Consider the following 18,532-nt stretch of genomic DNA (forward strand, 5'->3'; position numbering starts at 1 on the left):
GTGTCGGTCGGCGTCACTCTTCGACCTGAACGACGGTCCTGACGTCGGGCATGAGCGACAGGTCCATGCGGTGCTTCGAGCCGTAGGTCGGCACGTCGAGTTCGTCCTCGGTGAGCGTCCAGTCCGCCGGCAGATCCCAGAAGGTCTTGAATTCGGCGGTGAACTTCTCCGAGAGGGCGAAGGAGGTGGCGAACATGTGCTTGACCTGCACCGAGGCGTGCTTGTCGAGGATGCGGGCCCGTTCCTCCTTCATCCAGTTGCGGGTCGGCACCGCGCGGGCGAGACGTTCCTTGCGGATCTCGGCCCGACGCAGGGCGGTCGCGGCCGCGTCGACGGTGAAGACGCCGTCGGTCTCGGTGAAGACCGCGCCGTAGACCTTGGCGGCATAGCCGGGCAGCAGGAACTTGCCGTTGAGGTCGGCTTCGATCGCCTTCGGGTCGCGATCGATCGGATCGCCGAAGCCGGGGCCGCCCCGCAGGTAGTTCAGATAGAGATCGTAGTTGTCGTAGCAGTCCTCCGTGGTGATGCACTGCTTGTCGCGCTTGATGCGGGCGGTGGCGTCGAGATGACGCTCGTAGTCCGGATGCGTCGGATCGAGATCGCCGCCGAGCGGCAGGCTGTCGCCGATGGCGATGCGTTCCTTCAGCCCCGTGTCGTGGGCCTCGAAACGATAGCCGGTCGCCGAGGGGTAACCGCCCATCATGCCCCAGTCGGAGTTCATGAAGCCGTTGCCCATGAAGAACATGGTCCAGTCCTGGGCGTTCCAGACCATGCGCAGCGTCTCGAACCCGCAACCGCCGCGATACTTGCCGTAGCCGCCGGAGTTGGTCTTGACGTTGCGCCCGAGATAGAGGAGCGGCTCGGCCATCTCCCAGATCTCGATGTCGCCCATGTCGCCTTCCGGGTTCCAGATGGCGGCGGCATGGTTGAGCCCGTCCTTGACGGCGCAGGCGCCGGTGCCGCACGACGAGGCCTCGAACGAATTGACGGCGTGGATCTCGCCGTCCTGGTTGATGCCACCGCCCTGCAGCCAGTTGGAGGTGTTGGCGTTGCCGGCGTTGACCTCCTCCAGATAGCCGCGGCTGAAATAGGCTTGGCCGAGACCACGCCACAGCGCCGCCCAACCGGACACCAGGAAGTGCCAGGCATAGGCATGGCCGGTGCGCCGGTCGTCCGGATTGCACCAGGTGCCCTTGGGCAGACGGAAGTCGGTGGCGAAATAGGCGCCGTCGTTGATGCGCTGGGTCGGAACCAGCGTCTGGCACATCATCACCCAGATGCCCGAGGTGAAGGCCACCTGATGGGCGTTGAACGTGTGCCAGCCCCAACGGCTCGCGCCCTCGAAGTCGAGCTTCCAGCTGCCGTCCTTGCGGATCGTCATCTCGCACGGCGAGTGCATGATGCTGTCGAGCTTGGCGAAGGCGGAGGAGACCTGGACGTCGTCGTGCTTGTAGGGCACGTCGACGAAGGAGACCTTGCGGTACTTGCCGGGCAGGGTCATCGCCTTGATGCGGCTCATCAGACCCCGGCGGCCCTCCTCGATGACCTCGAAGGCGAACTTCTCGTAGGCCTCGATGCCGTCGGCGCGGATCACCTCCTCGACGAGATCACGGATCATGTGGCAGCCGGCGATGCGCGTGCGCTCGTCGAGGATCCAGTACTTGGGCGTGCGCACCGAGCGCTGGCTCTCGTGCAGCCAGTCGCGCAGCGGCGTGTCGTTCACGCCGGTCTTGCGGCAGGTGATCATGTAGCCGTCGCCGAAGCGCTGCACCTGGCCGGTCGACATCGAGCCGGGCGTCACCGCGCCGGTGTCGATGACGTGGGTGACGCCGCCCACCCAGCCGATCAGCCGACCCTCCCAGAAGATCGGCACGATCGTGGCGATGTCGCAGGGGTGGACGTTGCCGATGGCGCAGTCGTTGGTGGTGAACATGTCGCCCGGATTGATGCCCGGGTTGGTCTCCCAGTCGTTCTCGATCATGTATTTGATCGCCGCACCCATGGTGCCGACGTGGATGATGATGCCGGTCGAGGTCAGGACGCAGTCGCCGGCGGCGTTGTAGAGGGTGAAGCAGAGCTCGCCCTCCTGCTCGACGATCGGGCTCGCGGCGATCTTCTTCGCCGTCTCGCGGGCGTGGACGAGGCCGCCGCGCAGCTTGGAGAACAGCTTCTCGTAGCCGATCGGGTCGCTGTCGCGCAGCTCCAGCGTCTCGCGGCCGTCGTAGAAGCCGGTCTTCTTGGTCCGCTCGATGATGCCGTCGCGGAATTCCTTCAGCGTCTGGCCGTTCTTCAACAGATCGGCGAAGGGCGCGCCACCGATCCCCTTGTGCATGGTGCTCTGGTTCATGGGTCGGGCTCCCTTCACTTCACTTCTTTGAGGTGGAACAGGCGATGCTTGTCGACGAAGGTCTCAAAACCGTCGGGAACGACGAAGGTCGTCGCGTCGGATTCGATGATCGCCGGGCCGACGATGTGGTTGCCGGCCTTGAGCGCCTCCATCTTCCAGAGGGTGGCGTCGACCCATTTCTTGTGGCGGTAGAACGGCCGATGACCGAGGCGCGCCCCCTCCGGCGGGATCGGACCGGCGTCGACGTCCTCCGGCAGAACCGGCTTCTGAGTGACGACGGTGCCGCGCAGGATCGCGCCGGTGATCGAGAAGCCGAGCTCGGGCGAGCGGGCCGAGGAGGCGTAGACGCGGCCGTAGGTGGTCTCGAAGGCCTCGACGATCGCGTTCCAATCGGCGGCGGTGGCGGCGGTGGCGACCGGCGAGACGATCTCGAGATCGTTGAGCTGGCCCATGTACTGCATCTTGTAGCCGGGGATCAGCAGCACGTCCTCGGGCCGGAAGCCGTTGATGACGAACTCGTCGATCACCTTCAGCGCCAGTTCCGACCATGCGTCCTGCAGCGTCGCGCAGGCCGCCGCCTTGGCCTCCTCGGTGGCGACCTGCGCCACACCGAGGTCGACCGACTTGTCGTAGCGATATTCGAAGTCGGCGCAGGCGCAGCCGAAGGCCGAGAAGCCGGCAGCCCAGGCGGGCACCACCACGTCCTTGAAGCCGACGCCTTCCGTGTATCCATAGGTGTGGACCGGACCGGCGCCACCATAGGAGAAGCAGGTGAAGTCGGCCGGGTTGTAGCCCTTGGCGGAGATGTTGGCGCGCAGATATTCCGACAGCGTCAGATCGAGCAGCTCGATGACGCCGGCGGCCGCGTCCTCGACCGAGAGGCCGAGCGGATCGGCGATCTGCTCCTTGATGTGTCGGCGCGCCCGGTCGACGTCGAGCTTGATCGCCCCGCCGAGGAAGTTGTCGGGGTTGAGATAGCCGAGCACGACGTGGCAGTCGGAGACCGAGACCGTGTCGAGACCGCTCTCCGGCCAGCAGGTGCCGACCCGGTAGCCGGCCGAATCCGGACCGAGCTTGATCGACTTCGAATAGGGGTCGAGACGCACGAAGGAGCCGGCGCCGGCGCCGACCGAGTCCATCGCCACCAGCGGCAGCGACAGGACGAGGCGGGCCATGTCGGGATCCGACTTGATGGCGAAGCTGCCCTTGGTGATCAGCGCCACGTCGAAGGAGGTGCCGCCGATGTCGGAACAGGCGACGTTCTCGTGACCGAGCGCCTCACCGAGCAGTTTCGAGCCGATGACGCCGCCGATCGGACCGGAGACGATGGTGCGGGCGAGTTCCTTGGCCTTCCAGGAGATGGTGCCGCCATGGGTCGCCATGACGCGCAGATCGAACTTGGCGCCATGGTCCTTGAAGCGATCGGACACCTTCTTCAGCGTCTGACGCGACGGTTCGGCGCCGTAGGCCTCCAGGATGGTGGTGTTCATCCGGTGGCTTTCCTTGCGCGACGGGTAGTAGTCGACCGAGGCGAAGACCGGGATGTCGCTGCCGAGGGCGGCGAGTTCCTCGCGCGCGACGTCGCGGGCGCGCTGCTCGTTGGTCTCGTTCTTGTGCGACTGGAGCAGGCAGATCACGATCGCCTGCGAGCCCAGGGCGACGAGATCGCGGACGGCCTGGCGCACCTCCTCCTCGCGCAGGGGGATCGCGATCTTGCCCTGCACGTCGGTGCGCTCGGTGACGCCGCGCGTGCGGGAGACCGGCACCAGCGGTTCGTCGTAGCGGTGGGTGTTGAGGTGGATGCGGTCCTCGAGCGCGTAGCCGAGATAGCTCTGCAGCGCCCGGCCCATCGAATGGATCTGCTCGAAGCCCTTGTTGCAGATCAGACCGACGTCGAGCCCCTTGCGCATCAGGATGCGGTTGAGCATCGCGGTGCCGGAATAGACGCAGGTGACGAGCTCCGGATAGACGTCGTCGACGCCACGGTTCCAGTGGGCGAGAGCGTCCACCGAGGAGTTGAAGATGGCGAGCGACTCGTCGCCCGGGTTCGACTGCGCCTTGCCGACGACGAAACGTCCGTCGGCCCGCACGAAGAAGGTGTCGGTCATCGTGCCGCCGGCGTCGATGCCCATCACCTGGACGGGGATGTGCTGGTGTCCCACTGTTTCCTCCGTTCGTCTTTTTTCGTCGACGGAGGCGGTCCCCCCGTCGCCGAAGAGATCCGCAAGGGCCGTACCAACTTCACCTGGGGCGTGCCGCCTCTGGCGAATAAGGGTTTTTCGGGATGGGGCGGGATCGCCTTCGCGTCCGAGGAACGTCCGGTTCGCGTCCGCAACAGACGCCGCCGGACGGTCGGCCGGACGCCCGCCGAACGGCGCGACGAAGGCGGATGAGACGGAGGCGGGGGAGGATCAGTCGGCCGAGCCGAGCGTCTCGATGGCGCCGCGATCGATGCCGTGCCGCTTGAGCTTCTCGTAGAGCGTGCTCTTGGCGATGCCGAGCCGGCGGGCGGTGCGGGTGAGGTTGCCGTCCTCGGCCGCGATCGCGGCGAAGAGCACGGCGCGTTCGTCGGCCGGCCGGCGCGAGGGGGCCGGCGCGGCGGCGGCGGCCGGGCGCGCCGCCGGCACGACGAAGTCGGGCGGCAGATCGGCGCGGGTGAGTGTGTCGCTCTGCGACAGCAGCAGCATGCCCTCGACCACGTTGCGCAACTCGCGAACGTTGCCGGGCCAGGGGTGGGCCGTCAGCAGATCCATCAGATCATGCGTCGGGAGTTTGCGCGCGGTGCCGAAGCGGCGCATGCCCTGGTCGAGGAAATGCTGCACCAGCAGGGGGATGTCCTCGCGCCGCTCGTCCAGCCGCGGCAGCCGCAGCACCGTGACGGCGAGCCGGTAGTAGAGGTCCATGCGGAAGCGGCCCTCGGCGACCTCGGCGCGCAGATCGCGATTGGTCGCCGCGACGACCCGGACCCGGACCTTGCGCGGCCGGTTCTCGCCGAGCCGATAGACGGCGCCGTCCTCCAACACGCGCAGCAGATGGGCCTGGAGATCGAGCGGCATCTCCCCGATTTCGTCGAGGAACAGCGTGCCGCCGTCGGCGGCCTCGAACTTGCCGACCATGCCGCCGCGCCGCGCCCCGGTGAAGGCGCCCTCGGCATAGCCGAAGAGTTCGCTCGCCAGGAGGTCGCGGGTCATGCAGCCGCAGTTGAGCGGCACGAAGGGGCCCTTCGCCTGCGGTCCGGCATCGTGCAGCGCCCGCGCCAGCACCTCCTTGCCCGACCCGGTCGGCCCGAGCAGAAGGGTCGGCACGGTGAGCTTGGCCAGTTGCAGCGCCCGCGACTTCACCTGTTCCATCACCGCGCTGTGGCCGACGATGTTGGCGGTCTCCTTCGCCGTCTCGCGCGGAGCGACGGCGACGCGGACGGAGGGTCCGGACATCGGCAGCGCCAGCACCGTGCCGAGCCGTTCGTCGCGATCGATCACCGGCTCGATCCAGTCGGGCCGCAGCCAATCCGGCAGCGTCCGCCCGTCGAGGCCGGCCGCCCCGCCGTCCGGCGGCAGCCGCAACGCGCCGCAGACGCCGAGATCGAGCCCGATCGTCTCGAGGAACAGGCTGGCGCCCTCGTTGGCGCGCACCATCCGGCCGCGCCGATCGAAGACCACCAGGCCGCCGTCCCCCCACCGTCGCGGACCGCTCAGCGTGACGTCGAGGAGGCGCGTGCGCTTCTCCATCTCGAGCGCCGCCAGCCGGGTCTCGATCCGCCCGGCGCCGGTGACGACCAGGGCGAGACAGTGGGAATTGTGGTGACCGGAGAGGCCGGAGACGTCGAGGACGCCCACCACCGTCCCGTCGTAGGGATCACGGATGATGCTCGCCGAGCAGGTCCACTGCTTGATGCCCTCGCAGAAATGCTCGGCGGCGCAGATCTGCGCCGGCTTGCCCGAGGCGAGCGCGGTGCCGATGGCGTTGGTGCCGCTCACTCCCTCGGTCCACAGCGCGCCCGGCATCAGATGCACCGAGCGTCCGTGATCCTTGGCGGCGGGATCGCCCTCGACCGACAGGATCACCCCCTGCGGGTCGGTCAGGATCATCATGGTTCCGGATTCGGAGAGGAATTCCCGGGCCTGCGCCATCACCGGCCGCGCCGCCTCGACGAGGTCCGCCTGCCGGTTCAAGAGGCCGTGGATCTCCTCGTCGGAAACCGCCAGCGGCGCCGCGCGGCGGATCGGGTCGACGCCGTGGTCGAGGCATCGCCGCCAGGAATCCTCGACCATCCGGCGGACGGCATCGCGCGGAACACCGTCGCCGGACAGGAAGCGTTCCCAGGCACGCCGCACCACTCCCTCGCCACCGGCGGAGAGCGGCTGCGTCCTCGGCAGCCGTGCCATGCCTTCCTCCCCGAACATCCTTGGTGGATGTTTCGTCGCCGCTTCCTCGACGACGGGTGTCGAACCCCTCGTGCGATGCGCGGCACTCTTCTTGTCGTCGATCGTTCGGGCGACTGTCATGTCACCTCGCGAAGGCCTCCGGGAAGTCTTCGAGCGATCTCTTCCTCAGCGATACTTTGAGATCCTTCGAATTGTCAATGGCGGCGGCCGGCCGAGGGGATCCCGACGCCCCCGTCCCCACCGCGAAAGGCGCGCGGGATCGCCACGGCCGAGCGCCGAGACGCCCCCGCCACCACATGGATCTTCGGACGGGCGGGCCCCCTCTGCGGCGCCCGCGTCCCTCGCCCTCACGACTTGGAGGAGATCGTGCGCGCCGAGGAAATCGCCAGCGGCGCGTGGATCTTGCGGAACGCCTCCGGCTCCCATTCCGACAGCGAGCCGGCGATGTGGACCGCGCCGATCGGCACGTTCTTCTCGTCGAAGATCGGGCTCGCGAGCACGATCTCGCCCAGCATCATCTGCTCGATGCACAGGGCGTAGCCGAGCTCGCGCGATTCCCGGATCGCCGCCAGGATCTCCGGCTTGGAGGTGACCGTCTTCGGGGTGATGGCGATCCGGTTCGATCGATCGAGGATGTCGTCGACGACGTCCTCCGGCAGGTGCCCCATCACCGCTCGCCCGCCCGAGGAGGCGAAGGAGGGCACGCGCCGCCCGGTGAGGGTCGCGAAGAAGGTCTGCCGCTTGGTCTGACGTCTCAGCGCATAGACGATCTCCAGATCCTCGAAGAGACTGAGGTCGATGCGCTCGCCGGTCTCCTCCTGGAGATCCATGAGGATCGGGCTCGCCCGCTGAATCGTCGTCGAATGGCGCAGATACTCGAAAGTGAAGTGCAGAAACTTCTTGCCGAGCATGTAGGTGCGGTTCTGCCCCCGCTCCAGATAGCCGAGCTGCACCAGAGTATAGGACATGCGCTGGACGGTGCTGGCGTCCATGCCGGTCAATTCACGCATCTCCGTATGCGACAGGCGCCCACCGTCGCCGCTCTTCTCGAAGGCTTCCAGAAGCTGAAAGGCCTTCTCCAGCGACTTCACGAACAGCGTGCTCTCTTTGCCCATCCCAGGCGTCCCCCAAAGAGAAAGTGCGCCGTCATACTTGACGACCTCTTCACTGCACAATATAATTTTCTTTATCGTAATACAATATAAAAAATCGAAAATCGATATCCCACGGACGTGAGAGGTGAACATGGCGACTCTATTCGAGACCGCGAAGGCGGTCGCTCTCGGGCTGTCGTTGACGGCCCTCTCCGCCCCGGCCGTCCACGCCGAACAGCTCAAGCTCGGCGTGTTGCTGCCCCTGTCCGGGTCCGCCTCGCTGGCGGGAACGTCGATCCGCGAAGGCATCGAATTCGCGATCAAGACGGCGAACGAGAAGGGCGGCGCCTTCGGCGAGCCGGTGAAGGTCTTCATCGAGGACGACGAGGGCAATCCGACCAAGGGCGTCACGGCGGTTCGCAAGCTCGTCGAGCAGGACGGCGTCGTCGCCATCAGCGGCACCTACGTCAGCGCCGTGGCCGCCGCCGAGACCAAGGTCGCGCGCGAATACAAGGTGCCGATGGTCTCCGCCGGCTCCACCTCCTCGGCCGTCACCGACGCCAACACGGCCGGCGACCCCTGGTTCTTCCGCGCCTTCCCCGGCAGCGTGGCCCAGGGCCGCCAGACCGCCGAAGACACGCTGAACCGGCTCAAGGCCAAGAAGACGGTCGTTCTCTTCGAGAACTCGATCTACGGCAAGTCCCTGGCCGACCAGTTCAAGAAGGACTACGAGGCCGCCGGCGGCAAGATCCTCTCCATGGAATCCTACAACCCCGGTGAGAAGGACTTCTACTCGACGCTCACCAACGTCCGCGCCCAGGCGCCCGACGCGGTCTACATCGCCGGCCTGATGGACTCCGGCGCGCAGATCATCAAGCAGTCAGGTGAGCTCGGGATCAAGATTCAGATCGTCGGCTCCGGTTCGATGATGAGCGACAAGCTGATCGAACTGGCCGGACCGGCCTCGGAGGGCTTCGCGGTCTCCTCGATGTTCGAGCCGAGCACCCCGAACAAGCACGGTGCCGAATTCGCCAAGGCCTTCCGCGCCGCCTATGGCAAGGACGCCGACGTCTACAGCGCCCTCGGCTACGACTCCATGAGCACGCTGATCGAGGCCGCCCGCCGCGCCGGCAAGCCGGACGGCGCCGCCATTCGGCAGCAGCTGATGAAACTCGGCGACTTCCCGCTCGTCCAGGGCCCCGACGGCACCACCGCCAAGTTCGACGAGAAGGGCGGCGTCGCCTTCACGATCGGCCTCGCCATCGTCCGCAACGGCAAGCGCGTCTGGATGCCGTTCGACTGAAACCGAGTTCACGGCGCCGCGACCCCGTCGAGGCGCCGTGAAGCGAGACTCTCCCGAACGGGCATCCGCCGATCCGGGCCGCGACGCTCGTGTCCTTCCGGCGCCGTCCGAAGGTCACCAGCCGGCCACGAGGCTTGAAGACAAGGGGTTCGGCATGGCGCTTCTGCCACAATTTCTGGCGAACGGAGTGGTGATCGGATCGAGTTACGTGCTCGTCGCGCTCGGTCTGACCCTCATCTTCGGGATCCTGAAGATCGTGAACTTCGCCCATGGCGAGTTCTACGTCCTGGGCGGGTATCTCGCCGTGCTCGGCTCGCAGCTGCTCGGCTTCCCGCCGTTGCCGGCGCTCGTCCTGGTGATCGTCTGCATGGCGGCCTTCGGATGGGGCGTCGAGCGGTTCATCTTCCTGCCGATCGGCAAGCACGATCCGACCAACGTGATCATCGCCTCCTTCGGCCTGTCGATCCTGTTGCAGAACGTGTTCCTGAAGGTCGCCGGCCCCGAGCCGATGATCGCCAAGAGCGGACTGCCCGCCGGCGCCATCCGGCTCGGCTCGGTCTTCCTGACGAGCGAGCGCATCGCCATCGTCGCCGCCGCCGCGGTCACGGTCACCGTTCTCCTCGTCGTTCTGCGCTTCACCTGGGTCGGGCTCTCGCTGCGCGCCCTGTCGGAGAACGCCACGGTCGCCCGCATCTCCGGCATCAACGTCCGCCGGGTCGCCGTCGTCACCTTCATGATCGGCTCCTCCCTCGCCGGCCTTTCCGGCGCGCTGATGTCGAGCGTCTTCATGGTCCAGCCCGGCGGCGGCGTGCTCGTCGTGATGAAGGCCTTCATCGTCGTCGTCATGGCCGGCATGGGCAGCATCGAGGGGGCGATCGTCGCCGGCCTCGGGCTCGGCGTCGTCGAGGCGCTCGTCACCGGCTATCTCGGCAGCGAGATGCGCGACATCATCGGCTTCCTCATCGTCATCGCCGTGCTGGCGGTCCGTCCGCAGGGGCTGTTCGGCCTGAAGACGGAGAGGTCCTGACATGCGTACGAACCTGTCCCTCCTCCTCCTCCTGGCGATCCTGATGGCGCTCGTGCCGAGCGTTCTGCAGGGCGGCTATTTCGTCAACGTCGCCATCGTCGTCTGCATCTACGTCGTCCTCGCCGCCAGCCTCGACCTCGTCATGGGCTGGACCGGCATGTATTCCTTCGCCCACGCCGCCTTTCTCGGCGTCGGCGCCTATACGGCGGCGATCCTCGGTCGCGACCTCGGCACCTCGTTCTGGATCAATCTTCCGGCCGGCACCCTCGTCGCGGGCCTCTTCGGCCTGTTGCTCGGCCTGCCCTCGCTGCGCGCGCAGGGGCACTTCCTGGCCATCATGACGATCGCCTTCCAGACCGTCGTCTACCTGATCCTCGCCCAGTGGACCGACTTCACCGGCGGCCAATACGGGATCTCGATCGACCCGATCGAGGGCTTCGGCTCCCTCTCCGCCTATTTCTACCTCGTGCTCGGGGTGACCGTGGTCGCCCTGATCGTCATCCGGCTGCTGACCGGCTCGCGCTTCGGCGATGCGCTCAGAGCGGTCCGGGACGACGAGACGCTGGCCCGCACGATCGGCATGAACACCAATGCGATCAAGCTGATCGCATTCGCGATCTCGTCGAGCCTCGCCGGCGCCGCCGGCGTCCTCTCCGCCTATCACATCCGCGGCGTCACCCCGGACGACTACACGGTCATGACGTCGGCCTCGATCGTCACCATGGTCGTGCTCGGCGGGCGCGGCCGCTTCTGGGGGCCGATCCTCGGCGCCGCCCTTCTGGTGCTGCTGCCGGAGCTCCTGTCCGGTCTCGCCGACTACAAGCACATCTTCTTCGGCGCCCTGCTGATCGCCGTGATCATCGTCGCCCCCCAGGGGCTCGCCGGAACCCTCGCGCAACGGAGGGCGAAATGACGGCCCCCATCGTCGAAACCGAAGCCCTGACCAAGGCCTTCCAAGGCATGGTCGCGCTGGACGCCTTCGACTTCTCGGTCGGACAGGGAGAGATCGTCGGGCTGATCGGCCCGAACGGCTCCGGCAAGTCCACCGTGGTCAACCTGCTGACGGGCGTGCTCGCCCCCACCGCCGGCCGCATCCGCGTCGACGGCCGCGACGTCACCGGCGCTCCGGCGCACGAGATCGCCCGGCTCGGCGTCGCCCGCACCTTCCAGATGATCCGCCTCTTCTCCAGCCTCACGGTCGAAGAGAACGTCGTCCTCGCGCTGCAACAGCAGTCCGGCGCCGGCTACGTCTCCTCCTTCCTGCAGAGCCGCGAGGCCCGCGAGAGGCGGCTGGCGGCCCGCGCCGAGGCCCGCGAGACGCTGAAGCTCTTCGAGATGGACATCCATGCCGAGAAGCTCGCGACCGATCTGTCGATCGGTCAGCAGCGGATGGTGGAACTCGCCCGTGGGCTGGCGACGCGTCCGCGCCTCTTCATCCTCGACGAACCGGCGGCGGGTCTCTCCCCCGTCAACGTCGACCGTCTGATCACCATGATCCGCCGCATGCGCGACGAATTCGGCGTGACCGTGCTCCTCGTCGAGCACGTCATGCGCGTCGTGCAGTCGGTCTGCGACCGCGTCGTCGTGCTCGACTACGGCGAGAAGATCGCCGACGGCGCGCCGAACGTCGTGGTCGAGGATCCCAAGGTCATCGAGGCCTACATCGGATTGGGGCGCGCGGCCGATGCTTGAGTGCAGAAACGTCGATGCCGGTTACGGCAAGGTACAGATCCTCCACGGCCTCGACTTCGTCGTGCCGACCGGCGGGCTGAGCGCGATCCTCGGCAGCAACGGCAGCGGCAAGTCGACGGCGATGAAGACGGTGGCCGGCCTGGTCAAGCCGACGAGCGGCGAGATCCTGCTCGACGGCCACCGCATCGACGAACTCGGCGCCCATTCCATGGCCGCCGAGGGGTTGAGCCTGGTGCCGCAGGGCAAGGAGGTTCTCGCCGGCCTCAGCGTCGAGGAGAACATCCTGGTCGGCGCCTATCACCGGCGCAAGGACCGTCACGGCGTCGCCGAGGACCTGGAGATGGTCTACCAGGAGTTCCCGCGCCTGAGGACCCGCCGCAAGGCCGCCGCCGGCCTCCTCTCAGGTGGCGAGCGGCAGATGCTGTCGCTCGGCCGGGCACTGATGGCGCGGCCCCGCATGCTGCTCCTCGACGAACCCTCGGCGGCGCTGGCGCCGAAGGTCGTCGGCGAGATCTCCGACATCATTCGAAAGCTGCGCGGCCGTGGCCTGACCATGCTCCTGGTCGAGCAGAACGTCTCCATGGCGCTCGAACTCGCCGACGAGATCCACATCCTGCGCGAGGGCCGTTTCGCCTATTCGCGCAAGAACGGACCGGACGTCGACATCGAGGAACTGCGCGAGTTCTATCTCGGAAAGGGACGGTCATGACGCGTTTCACCGGAAAGACGGTGCTGATCACCGGCGCCGCCGGCCATCTCGGCCGCGATCTGGCGCTGGCACTGGCGCGGGAAGGAGCCGGCCGCCTCGTTCTCCTCGATCGCGCCGAGGCCCCTCTCGCGGCGCTCGCCGAGGAGATCGGCCCGAAGGCCGAGATCCACGTCTGCGACCTCGGCTCGATCGCCGACACGCGCCGCGCCTGGGCGGGCATCGACCTCTCCGCCGGCCTCGACCTGCTGGCGACCGCCGCCGGAACCATCGGCAGCGGCACTCCGATCCTGGAGACCGCGCCGGAGGACTTCGACCGCCTACTGGCGCTCAACGTGCGCGGCACGCTTCTCACGGTCCAGCTCTGCGCCGCCGCGCTGCGGCTGAGGAAGGGCGCCGTCGTGACCTACGGATCGACCGCCGGCCTCACCGGCTCCAAGGCGCTCGGACCCTATTCCGCCAGCAAGGGCGCCGTCGCGCTGCTGACGCGCAGTCTCGCCCTCGCCTTCGCCGAGGACGGCGTCAGGGTCAATTCCGTCTGCCCGGGCTCGATCGAGTCCGCCATGCTCGAGAGCACCTTCGCCGCCGCCGGCGCCGACGCCGAGGCGCGCCGCGAGGCCTATCTCGCGCTCTACCCGCTGCGCCGCTTCGGCAAGCCGAGCGAGGTGACCGAGGCCGTGCTCTATCTCGCCAGCGACGCCGCCGCCTATTCGACCGGCGTGTCGCTTCCCGTCGACGGCGGGAGGCTGGCATGAACGCGAAGGCACGCACCGCCGTCGTCACCGGCGCCGCCGGCGGCATCGGCCGCGCCACGGTCGACCTCCTGCTGGCCGACGGCGTCTCGGTCCTCGCGGTCGACCGCGACGTCTCCGCGCTCGCCGGCAGCCCCGCCCGGGTTGTCGAGGCCGACCTCGCCGCCGCCGACGCGCCCGCCCGCATCGCCGAGGCCGCGCGGGCCCTGGGCCCACTCGATCTCCTCGTCAACTGCGCCGGCGTCGGCGGGTCCCGCCGGCTCGCCGAGACCGACGACGCGCTCCTCGACCACATCGTCGGCATCAACCTGCGCGCCGTCCTGCGGCTGACCCGGGATCTCCTCGGTCAGATCCGCGCGCCCGGCGGGGCGATCGTCAACCTCGCCTCGGTCTATGGCGAGGTCGGGCGCATCGGCACCACCGCCTATGCCGCCAGCAAAGGCGCGATCACCCAGGTCACCCGCCAGCTCGCCGCCGAACTCGGCCCGCAGGGCATTCGCGTCAACGCGGTCGCGCCCGGCTGCATCCTGACCGGCATGACCCGCGAGAAGATCGAGGGCGACCGGGAATACGCCGCCACGATGGTCGGCGGGACGCCGTTGAAGCGCATCGGCGCGCCGACCGAGGTGGCCGAGGTGATCCGCTTCCTCGGATCCGACGCCGCGTCCTTCGTCACCGGACAGATCGTCGCGGTCGACGGCGGCTGGCTCACCTCCCGCGGCACGTTCTGACAGAGGAGAAGTGTGGTGAACGACTATGATCCCGTGAACTGGCCCGAGGGCAATCGGGTCGCGGTCATGCTGTCCTTCGACTTCGACGCAGAGACGCTGTGGCTGTCGCGCGACCCCGCCAACGCGAAGCGCCCCGGCACCCTGTCCCAGGGCACCTACGGCGCCAAGGTGGGCGTCCCCAAGATCCTCGAGACGCTCGACGGCTGCGGCATCCCGGCGACCTTCTTCGTCCCCGGCTGGACCGCCGAACACCACGGCGGCGCCTGCGAGGCGATCCTGCGCGGCGGTCACGAGATCGGCCATCACGGCTACCTGCACGAATGGATCGACCCCGATTTTCCCGAGCGCGAGGAAGAGGCGCTGGTGAAGGGCCTGGACGCGCTGAAGGCGACCCTCGGCGTCACGCCGACCGGCTACCGCTCCCCCGCCTGGGAGACGAGCCCGAACATGATCGCGCTCCTCCGGCGCTACGGCTTCGCCTACGACAGCTCGCTGATGGACACCGTGAACCCCTACCGCCACACGCTCGCCGACGGGAGCGAGGGGCCGGTCGAACTGCCGGTCCACTGGAGCCTCGACGACGCGCCCTTCGCGCTGTTCTCGGTGCGCGCGCCCCGCACGATCGTCACCAACGATCACATGATGCAGGTCTGGCAGGACGAGTTTCGCGAGATCTACCGCTGGGGCGGGCTGTTCAATCTGACCATGCATCCGCAGGTCACCGGCCGGCCGTCCCGCATCGCATTGCTGCGCGAATTCATCGGGTGGATGCAGACGTTCCCCGGCGTCTGGTTCGCTCGCGGCGGCGAGGTCGCGGCGGCCTGGTCGGCGACGCGGACCTGAGCCGCTCGACGGCGGCGACCGCCGGAGCGCGCGGGACGGGGGACCGTCTCGCGGGGATCCGCCCGCTCCACCGAAGAGAGGGAGCACGTCGAACGACACCGACGCGCTCCGACCACGACGATCACTTCCTGTGAATCCGGCGGAGCCCCACGCTTCGCCGGAACGGAGACGGCATGACATTCGAAGACTACAGGGCCCTGGACGGCATCGCCCTCGCCGACCTCATCGCCGAGGGCGAGATCTCCCCGCGCGAGGCGATGGACTGCGCCATCGCCGCCGCCGAGGCCGTCGACCGGAGCTGCAACGTGCTCACCTACCGCCGCTTCGAGGCGGCGCGCGCCGAGGCCGACCGGGCCCGGATCGAGCCGGGAAAATTCTGCGGCCTGCCGTTCCTCCTGAAGGATTCCGGCCTCGCCTCGACCGACCTGCCGACCAGCATCGGCTCGGCGCTGTTCGACGGCACCACCGCCGGCGAGGACGCGACGCTGACCACTCGCTTCCGCGACGCCGGCTTCCTCACCTTCGCCCGCTCCACCGTGCCGGAAATGTGCATGGCCCCGACCACCGAGGGCCGGCGCAACGGCGGCCCGACCCGCAACCCCTTCGCGCTCGACCGTTCCTCGGGCGGCTCGTCGGGCGGCGCGGCGGTGGCGGTCGCGGCCGGGGTCGTCCCCATCGCCCACGGCAGCGACGGCGGCGGCTCGATCCGCATTCCCGCCGCCGCCTGCGGCGTCTTCGGCCTCAAGGCGACGCGCGGACGCGTGCCGATGGGTCCGTTCCGGGGCGAAGGCTGGGCCGGCCTCGCCGCCGACGGCGTCCTGACCCGCAGCGTGCGCGACACCGCCCGCGTGCTCGATCTCGTCTCCGGCATGGAACCCGGCGCCCCCTACGCGGCGCCGGAGGGCGGCGACTTCGAGAAGGGCCTCGCCACTCCCTTCGCCCGTCCGCTCCGCATCGCGGTCTGGCGCGACCCCTGGGGCGTCGCCGTCGATCCCGCCTGTCTCGCGGGGCTCGACCACACCGCCGCGCTCCTCGCGAGCCTCGGTCACGAGATCGTGCCGATCGATCCGCCCGATTTCGACTACCCCGGCTTTCTCGACGCCATCGTCGCCGTCATGGCCTCCAACATCGCCCTGTCGGTGCGCAAGAAGCTCGCCGCGAGCGGTCGCGAGCCGACCGTCGCCGACCTGGAACCGGCGATCCTCGACGGCTATCGACGCGGCACCACGATGACCGCGCCCGACTATGCCGAGGCCGTCAACGTCGTCCACGCCACCGGCCGGATGATGGCCCGCATGATCGACGGCTACGACTTCATCCTGTCGCCGGCGCTGACCAGCCCGCCGATCCCGCTCGGCACGCTGACCATGGACGAGCCGGACTTCCGCGCCTTCCGTCATCACGCCGGCGAGGTGACGGCGTTCCTCGCCGTCGTCAACGCCTCCGGCCAGCCGGCGGCCAGTCTGCCGCTGTGGCGTCACCAGGGCCTGCCGATCGGCCTGCAGCTGATCGCGCCCTTCGGCCGCGACGACACGATCCTGCGCCTCGCTGCGCGGCTCGAGGAGACCGACACCTGGAAGACCGCGGCCCTCTGGCCGTCGCTTCCGGACATGCCGCGCTAGGAACATCGAAGAGAGGGGGTCCCCATGCCGATCAGCAGCACCGACGTTCCGGTCCCGGACAATGTCCCGATCCTCGACGTCGACCCTTACGCCGACGTGGCCCTGGCCGACCCCTTCCCCCTCCATGCCGCGGTTCGCGCCGCCGGTCCGGTCGCCTTCGTGCCGAAATACGGCGTCTACTTCATGGGACGCCACGCCGACGTGCTGCCGACGCTGAAGGATTGGCGCCGCTTCTCCTCCACCTCCGGCTCCGGCATCGCCGACATCCGCCGCCCGGACGCCTGGCGCGCGCCGAGCCCGATCGTCGAGGTCGATCCGCCGCAGCACACGGCGATCCGCAAGGCGCTGCAACGGGTGCTGTCGCCTCGGCTGATCAAGTCCTGGGGCGAACGGTTCCGGCCGGTGGCCGGCGCATTGGTCGACACGCTCGTCGAGCGCGGCCGCGTCGACGCGGCGACCGACCTCGCCGAGGCCTTCGTCTGCGACCTCTTTCCCGCCGCCATCGGCTGGGCCGACCATCCCGAGCGACGAGCGCGGCTGATGCTGCTCGGCGCGCTCAATTTCGACGGCCAGGGGCCGCGCAACGCCCGCTTCCTCGCCACCGAAGCCGCCGCCGCCGGCATCATGGACTGGAACGACAGCCAGATGCGGCGCGACGCCCTCGCCGCCGACGGCTTCGGACGCGAGATCTACGAGGCCGCCGACCGTGGCGAGATCGCGCCGGAGGTGGCGCCGCTCCTCATTCGCTCGTTCATCCGGGGCGGGCTCGACACGACGACCTCGATGATCTCGGCGGCGGTCCACCATCTCGCCGAGGCGCCGGCGCAATACGCCGCCCTGCGCGCCGACCCGACCCTCGTCCGCCGGGTGCTCGACGAATCCATGCGCCTCGAGACGCCGATCCAGACCGTCTGCCGGCTGACGATGGAGGACGTCGAGATCGACGGTGTTCCGGTTCCCGCGAACAACAAGATCATCCTGCTGCTCGCCTCGGCCAATCGTGATCCCGCCGCCTGGGACGACCCCGACGCGTTCCGGCTCGACCGCCCGCCGCAGCACTCCCATGTCGCCCTCGGCGCCGGCATCCACATGTGCATCGGTCAGATGATCGCCCGCATGGAGGGCGAGTTGATCCTGGAGGCCCTGATCGAGCGCGTCCGCGAGATCGTGCCGGTCGGCCCCGCGACGCGGCGCCTGAACAACAATCTACGCGCCCATCGATCCGTCCCGGTGGAACTCGTCGCCGCGCGATGAGGCCACCTCGGCCCGGCCGCCGTCGCGATCGCGGCCGACCGGCGCCTCCGACGATGGTCTCGCTCCGCGGATCCTCGAGCTTGATCCGTTCCTTCCCCGCCGGACGGTGGGTGCGCGGGATCGTGGCGCCGAGCGTCGTCGCGGTGGCGATCGACGCCTCGCCCGCCTGACCGCCCGCGAGCGCGGAGGCGAGGCACGCCACCCCGCCGACGGCGCCGAACACCCGATCGACCTCGGAGATCGAAAGCGCGCTCTCCGGCGGCGCCCGGTCGGCCGGTCGGGGTTGGAAGGGCGTTCCACGACATCGGTTCCGCCGTTCCCTGATCGCCGCCGGAGACGGTGCCCGGACGACGGCCCGCGACGCGGGTCGGCCTCCCCGGCCGGCGAGGCGGCGGCGTGCGTGACGCGTCCGAAAAAATGCGCGAGATCGGCGCGGGCCGCCGGCTACGATCCAGGCCGGCGCGATCCGCAACTCGAGATCGATATGAAGCATCGACAGTCCGCATTGCGCGCGCCGGACGAACCGATCCTGCCCAAGACTTGATCACGATGCTGCATATGCGAACAATATCGAGTGAAAAAGCGGTCACACGGCAGGTAGAACGTCGGTCTCCCTCCCCTTCGAGGACAGACGTCGGCCGGCGACCGGCGCGATCGGTGTCGATCAGACGCCGCGAGGTTCTTTCGCGAGATCAGTAGTTTTGTATAGGGGGATACAGAAATGTCGGATGGCGCCCCCTAAGCTCGACGATGTGGAACAGAGCGGCCATCGATCT

At 68.5% G+C, this 18,532-nt stretch carries 14 protein-coding genes; 10 read left to right on the plus strand and 4 right to left on the minus strand.

The window, feature by feature from the left end; all coding sequences use genetic code 11:
- Positions 1-13: 13 nt before the first annotated feature.
- The 4 genes from J3S89_RS07135 to J3S89_RS07150 form a co-directional block, all read right to left on the minus strand.
- The gene (locus tag J3S89_RS07135; protein WP_217926773.1) at positions 14-2,347 is read right to left on the minus strand and encodes a hydantoinase B/oxoprolinase family protein; all 2,334 of its coding nucleotides are present in this window, start codon (positions 2,345-2,347) and stop codon (positions 14-16) included.
- A 14-nt stretch (positions 2,348-2,361) separates the two neighbouring features.
- Positions 2,362-4,509, minus strand: a complete 2,148-nt coding sequence (locus tag J3S89_RS07140) for a hydantoinase/oxoprolinase family protein (RefSeq protein ID WP_338019816.1) — start codon at positions 4,507-4,509, stop codon at positions 2,362-2,364.
- 249 nt (positions 4,510-4,758) lie between these two features.
- A complete protein-coding gene (locus J3S89_RS07145) occupies positions 4,759-6,732 on the minus strand; it encodes a sigma-54-dependent Fis family transcriptional regulator (protein WP_217926774.1) in 1,974 nt (657 codons plus the stop codon).
- A gap of 347 nt (positions 6,733-7,079) precedes the next feature.
- Positions 7,080-7,847 carry an IclR family transcriptional regulator gene (locus J3S89_RS07150; protein WP_217926775.1) on the minus strand — a complete coding sequence of 256 codons (768 nt, stop codon included), beginning with the start codon at positions 7,845-7,847 and terminating at the stop codon, positions 7,080-7,082.
- Positions 7,848-7,977: 130 nt separating this feature from the next.
- On the opposite strand from J3S89_RS07150, the gene J3S89_RS07155 reads away from it, so the two are divergent.
- The 10 genes from J3S89_RS07155 to J3S89_RS07200 all read left to right on the plus strand — a co-directional run bounded on the left by J3S89_RS07155 (position 7,978) and on the right by J3S89_RS07200 (position 17,756).
- Complete coding sequence (locus J3S89_RS07155) at positions 7,978-9,129, plus strand: ABC transporter substrate-binding protein (protein ID WP_217926776.1); 1,152 nt, start codon at positions 7,978-7,980, stop codon at positions 9,127-9,129.
- A gap of 154 nt (positions 9,130-9,283) precedes the next feature.
- Positions 9,284-10,156 (plus strand): branched-chain amino acid ABC transporter permease, encoded by an 873-nt coding sequence (locus J3S89_RS07160; RefSeq protein WP_217926777.1) that lies wholly within the window; start codon positions 9,284-9,286, stop codon positions 10,154-10,156.
- Position 10,157: 1 nt separating this feature from the next.
- Positions 10,158-11,069 carry a branched-chain amino acid ABC transporter permease gene (locus tag J3S89_RS07165; protein WP_217926778.1) on the plus strand — a complete coding sequence of 304 codons (912 nt, stop codon included), beginning with the start codon at positions 10,158-10,160 and terminating at the stop codon, positions 11,067-11,069.
- Positions 11,066-11,848 carry an ABC transporter ATP-binding protein gene (locus J3S89_RS07170; RefSeq protein ID WP_217926848.1) on the plus strand — a complete coding sequence of 261 codons (783 nt, stop codon included), beginning with the start codon at positions 11,066-11,068 and terminating at the stop codon, positions 11,846-11,848. The genes J3S89_RS07165 and J3S89_RS07170 overlap by 4 nt, the downstream gene beginning before the upstream one ends.
- Positions 11,841-12,557 (plus strand): ABC transporter ATP-binding protein, encoded by a 717-nt coding sequence (locus J3S89_RS07175; RefSeq protein ID WP_217926779.1) that lies wholly within the window; start codon positions 11,841-11,843, stop codon positions 12,555-12,557. The genes J3S89_RS07170 and J3S89_RS07175 overlap by 8 nt, the downstream gene beginning before the upstream one ends.
- On the plus strand, positions 12,554-13,309 hold the full coding sequence (locus J3S89_RS07180; protein WP_217926780.1) for an SDR family NAD(P)-dependent oxidoreductase: 756 nt from the start codon (positions 12,554-12,556) through the stop codon (positions 13,307-13,309). The genes J3S89_RS07175 and J3S89_RS07180 overlap by 4 nt, the downstream gene beginning before the upstream one ends.
- Positions 13,306-14,037: an SDR family NAD(P)-dependent oxidoreductase gene (locus J3S89_RS07185; protein ID WP_217926781.1), complete on the plus strand. Its 732-nt coding sequence runs from the start codon at positions 13,306-13,308 to the stop codon at positions 14,035-14,037. The genes J3S89_RS07180 and J3S89_RS07185 overlap by 4 nt, the downstream gene beginning before the upstream one ends.
- Before the next feature lie 15 nt (positions 14,038-14,052).
- The gene (locus tag J3S89_RS07190) at positions 14,053-14,880 is read left to right on the plus strand and encodes a polysaccharide deacetylase family protein (protein ID WP_230489243.1); all 828 of its coding nucleotides are present in this window, start codon (positions 14,053-14,055) and stop codon (positions 14,878-14,880) included.
- Between the two features lie 173 nt (positions 14,881-15,053).
- On the plus strand, positions 15,054-16,502 hold the full coding sequence (locus J3S89_RS07195; protein WP_217926782.1) for an amidase: 1,449 nt from the start codon (positions 15,054-15,056) through the stop codon (positions 16,500-16,502).
- Positions 16,503-16,526: 24 nt separating this feature from the next.
- The gene (locus tag J3S89_RS07200) at positions 16,527-17,756 is read left to right on the plus strand and encodes a cytochrome P450 (RefSeq protein WP_217926783.1); all 1,230 of its coding nucleotides are present in this window, start codon (positions 16,527-16,529) and stop codon (positions 17,754-17,756) included.
- Positions 17,757-18,532 lie beyond the last annotated feature (776 nt).

Source organism: Pinisolibacter aquiterrae, assembly GCF_019160155.1.
GTDB lineage: Bacteria > Pseudomonadota > Alphaproteobacteria > Rhizobiales > Ancalomicrobiaceae > Pinisolibacter > Pinisolibacter aquiterrae.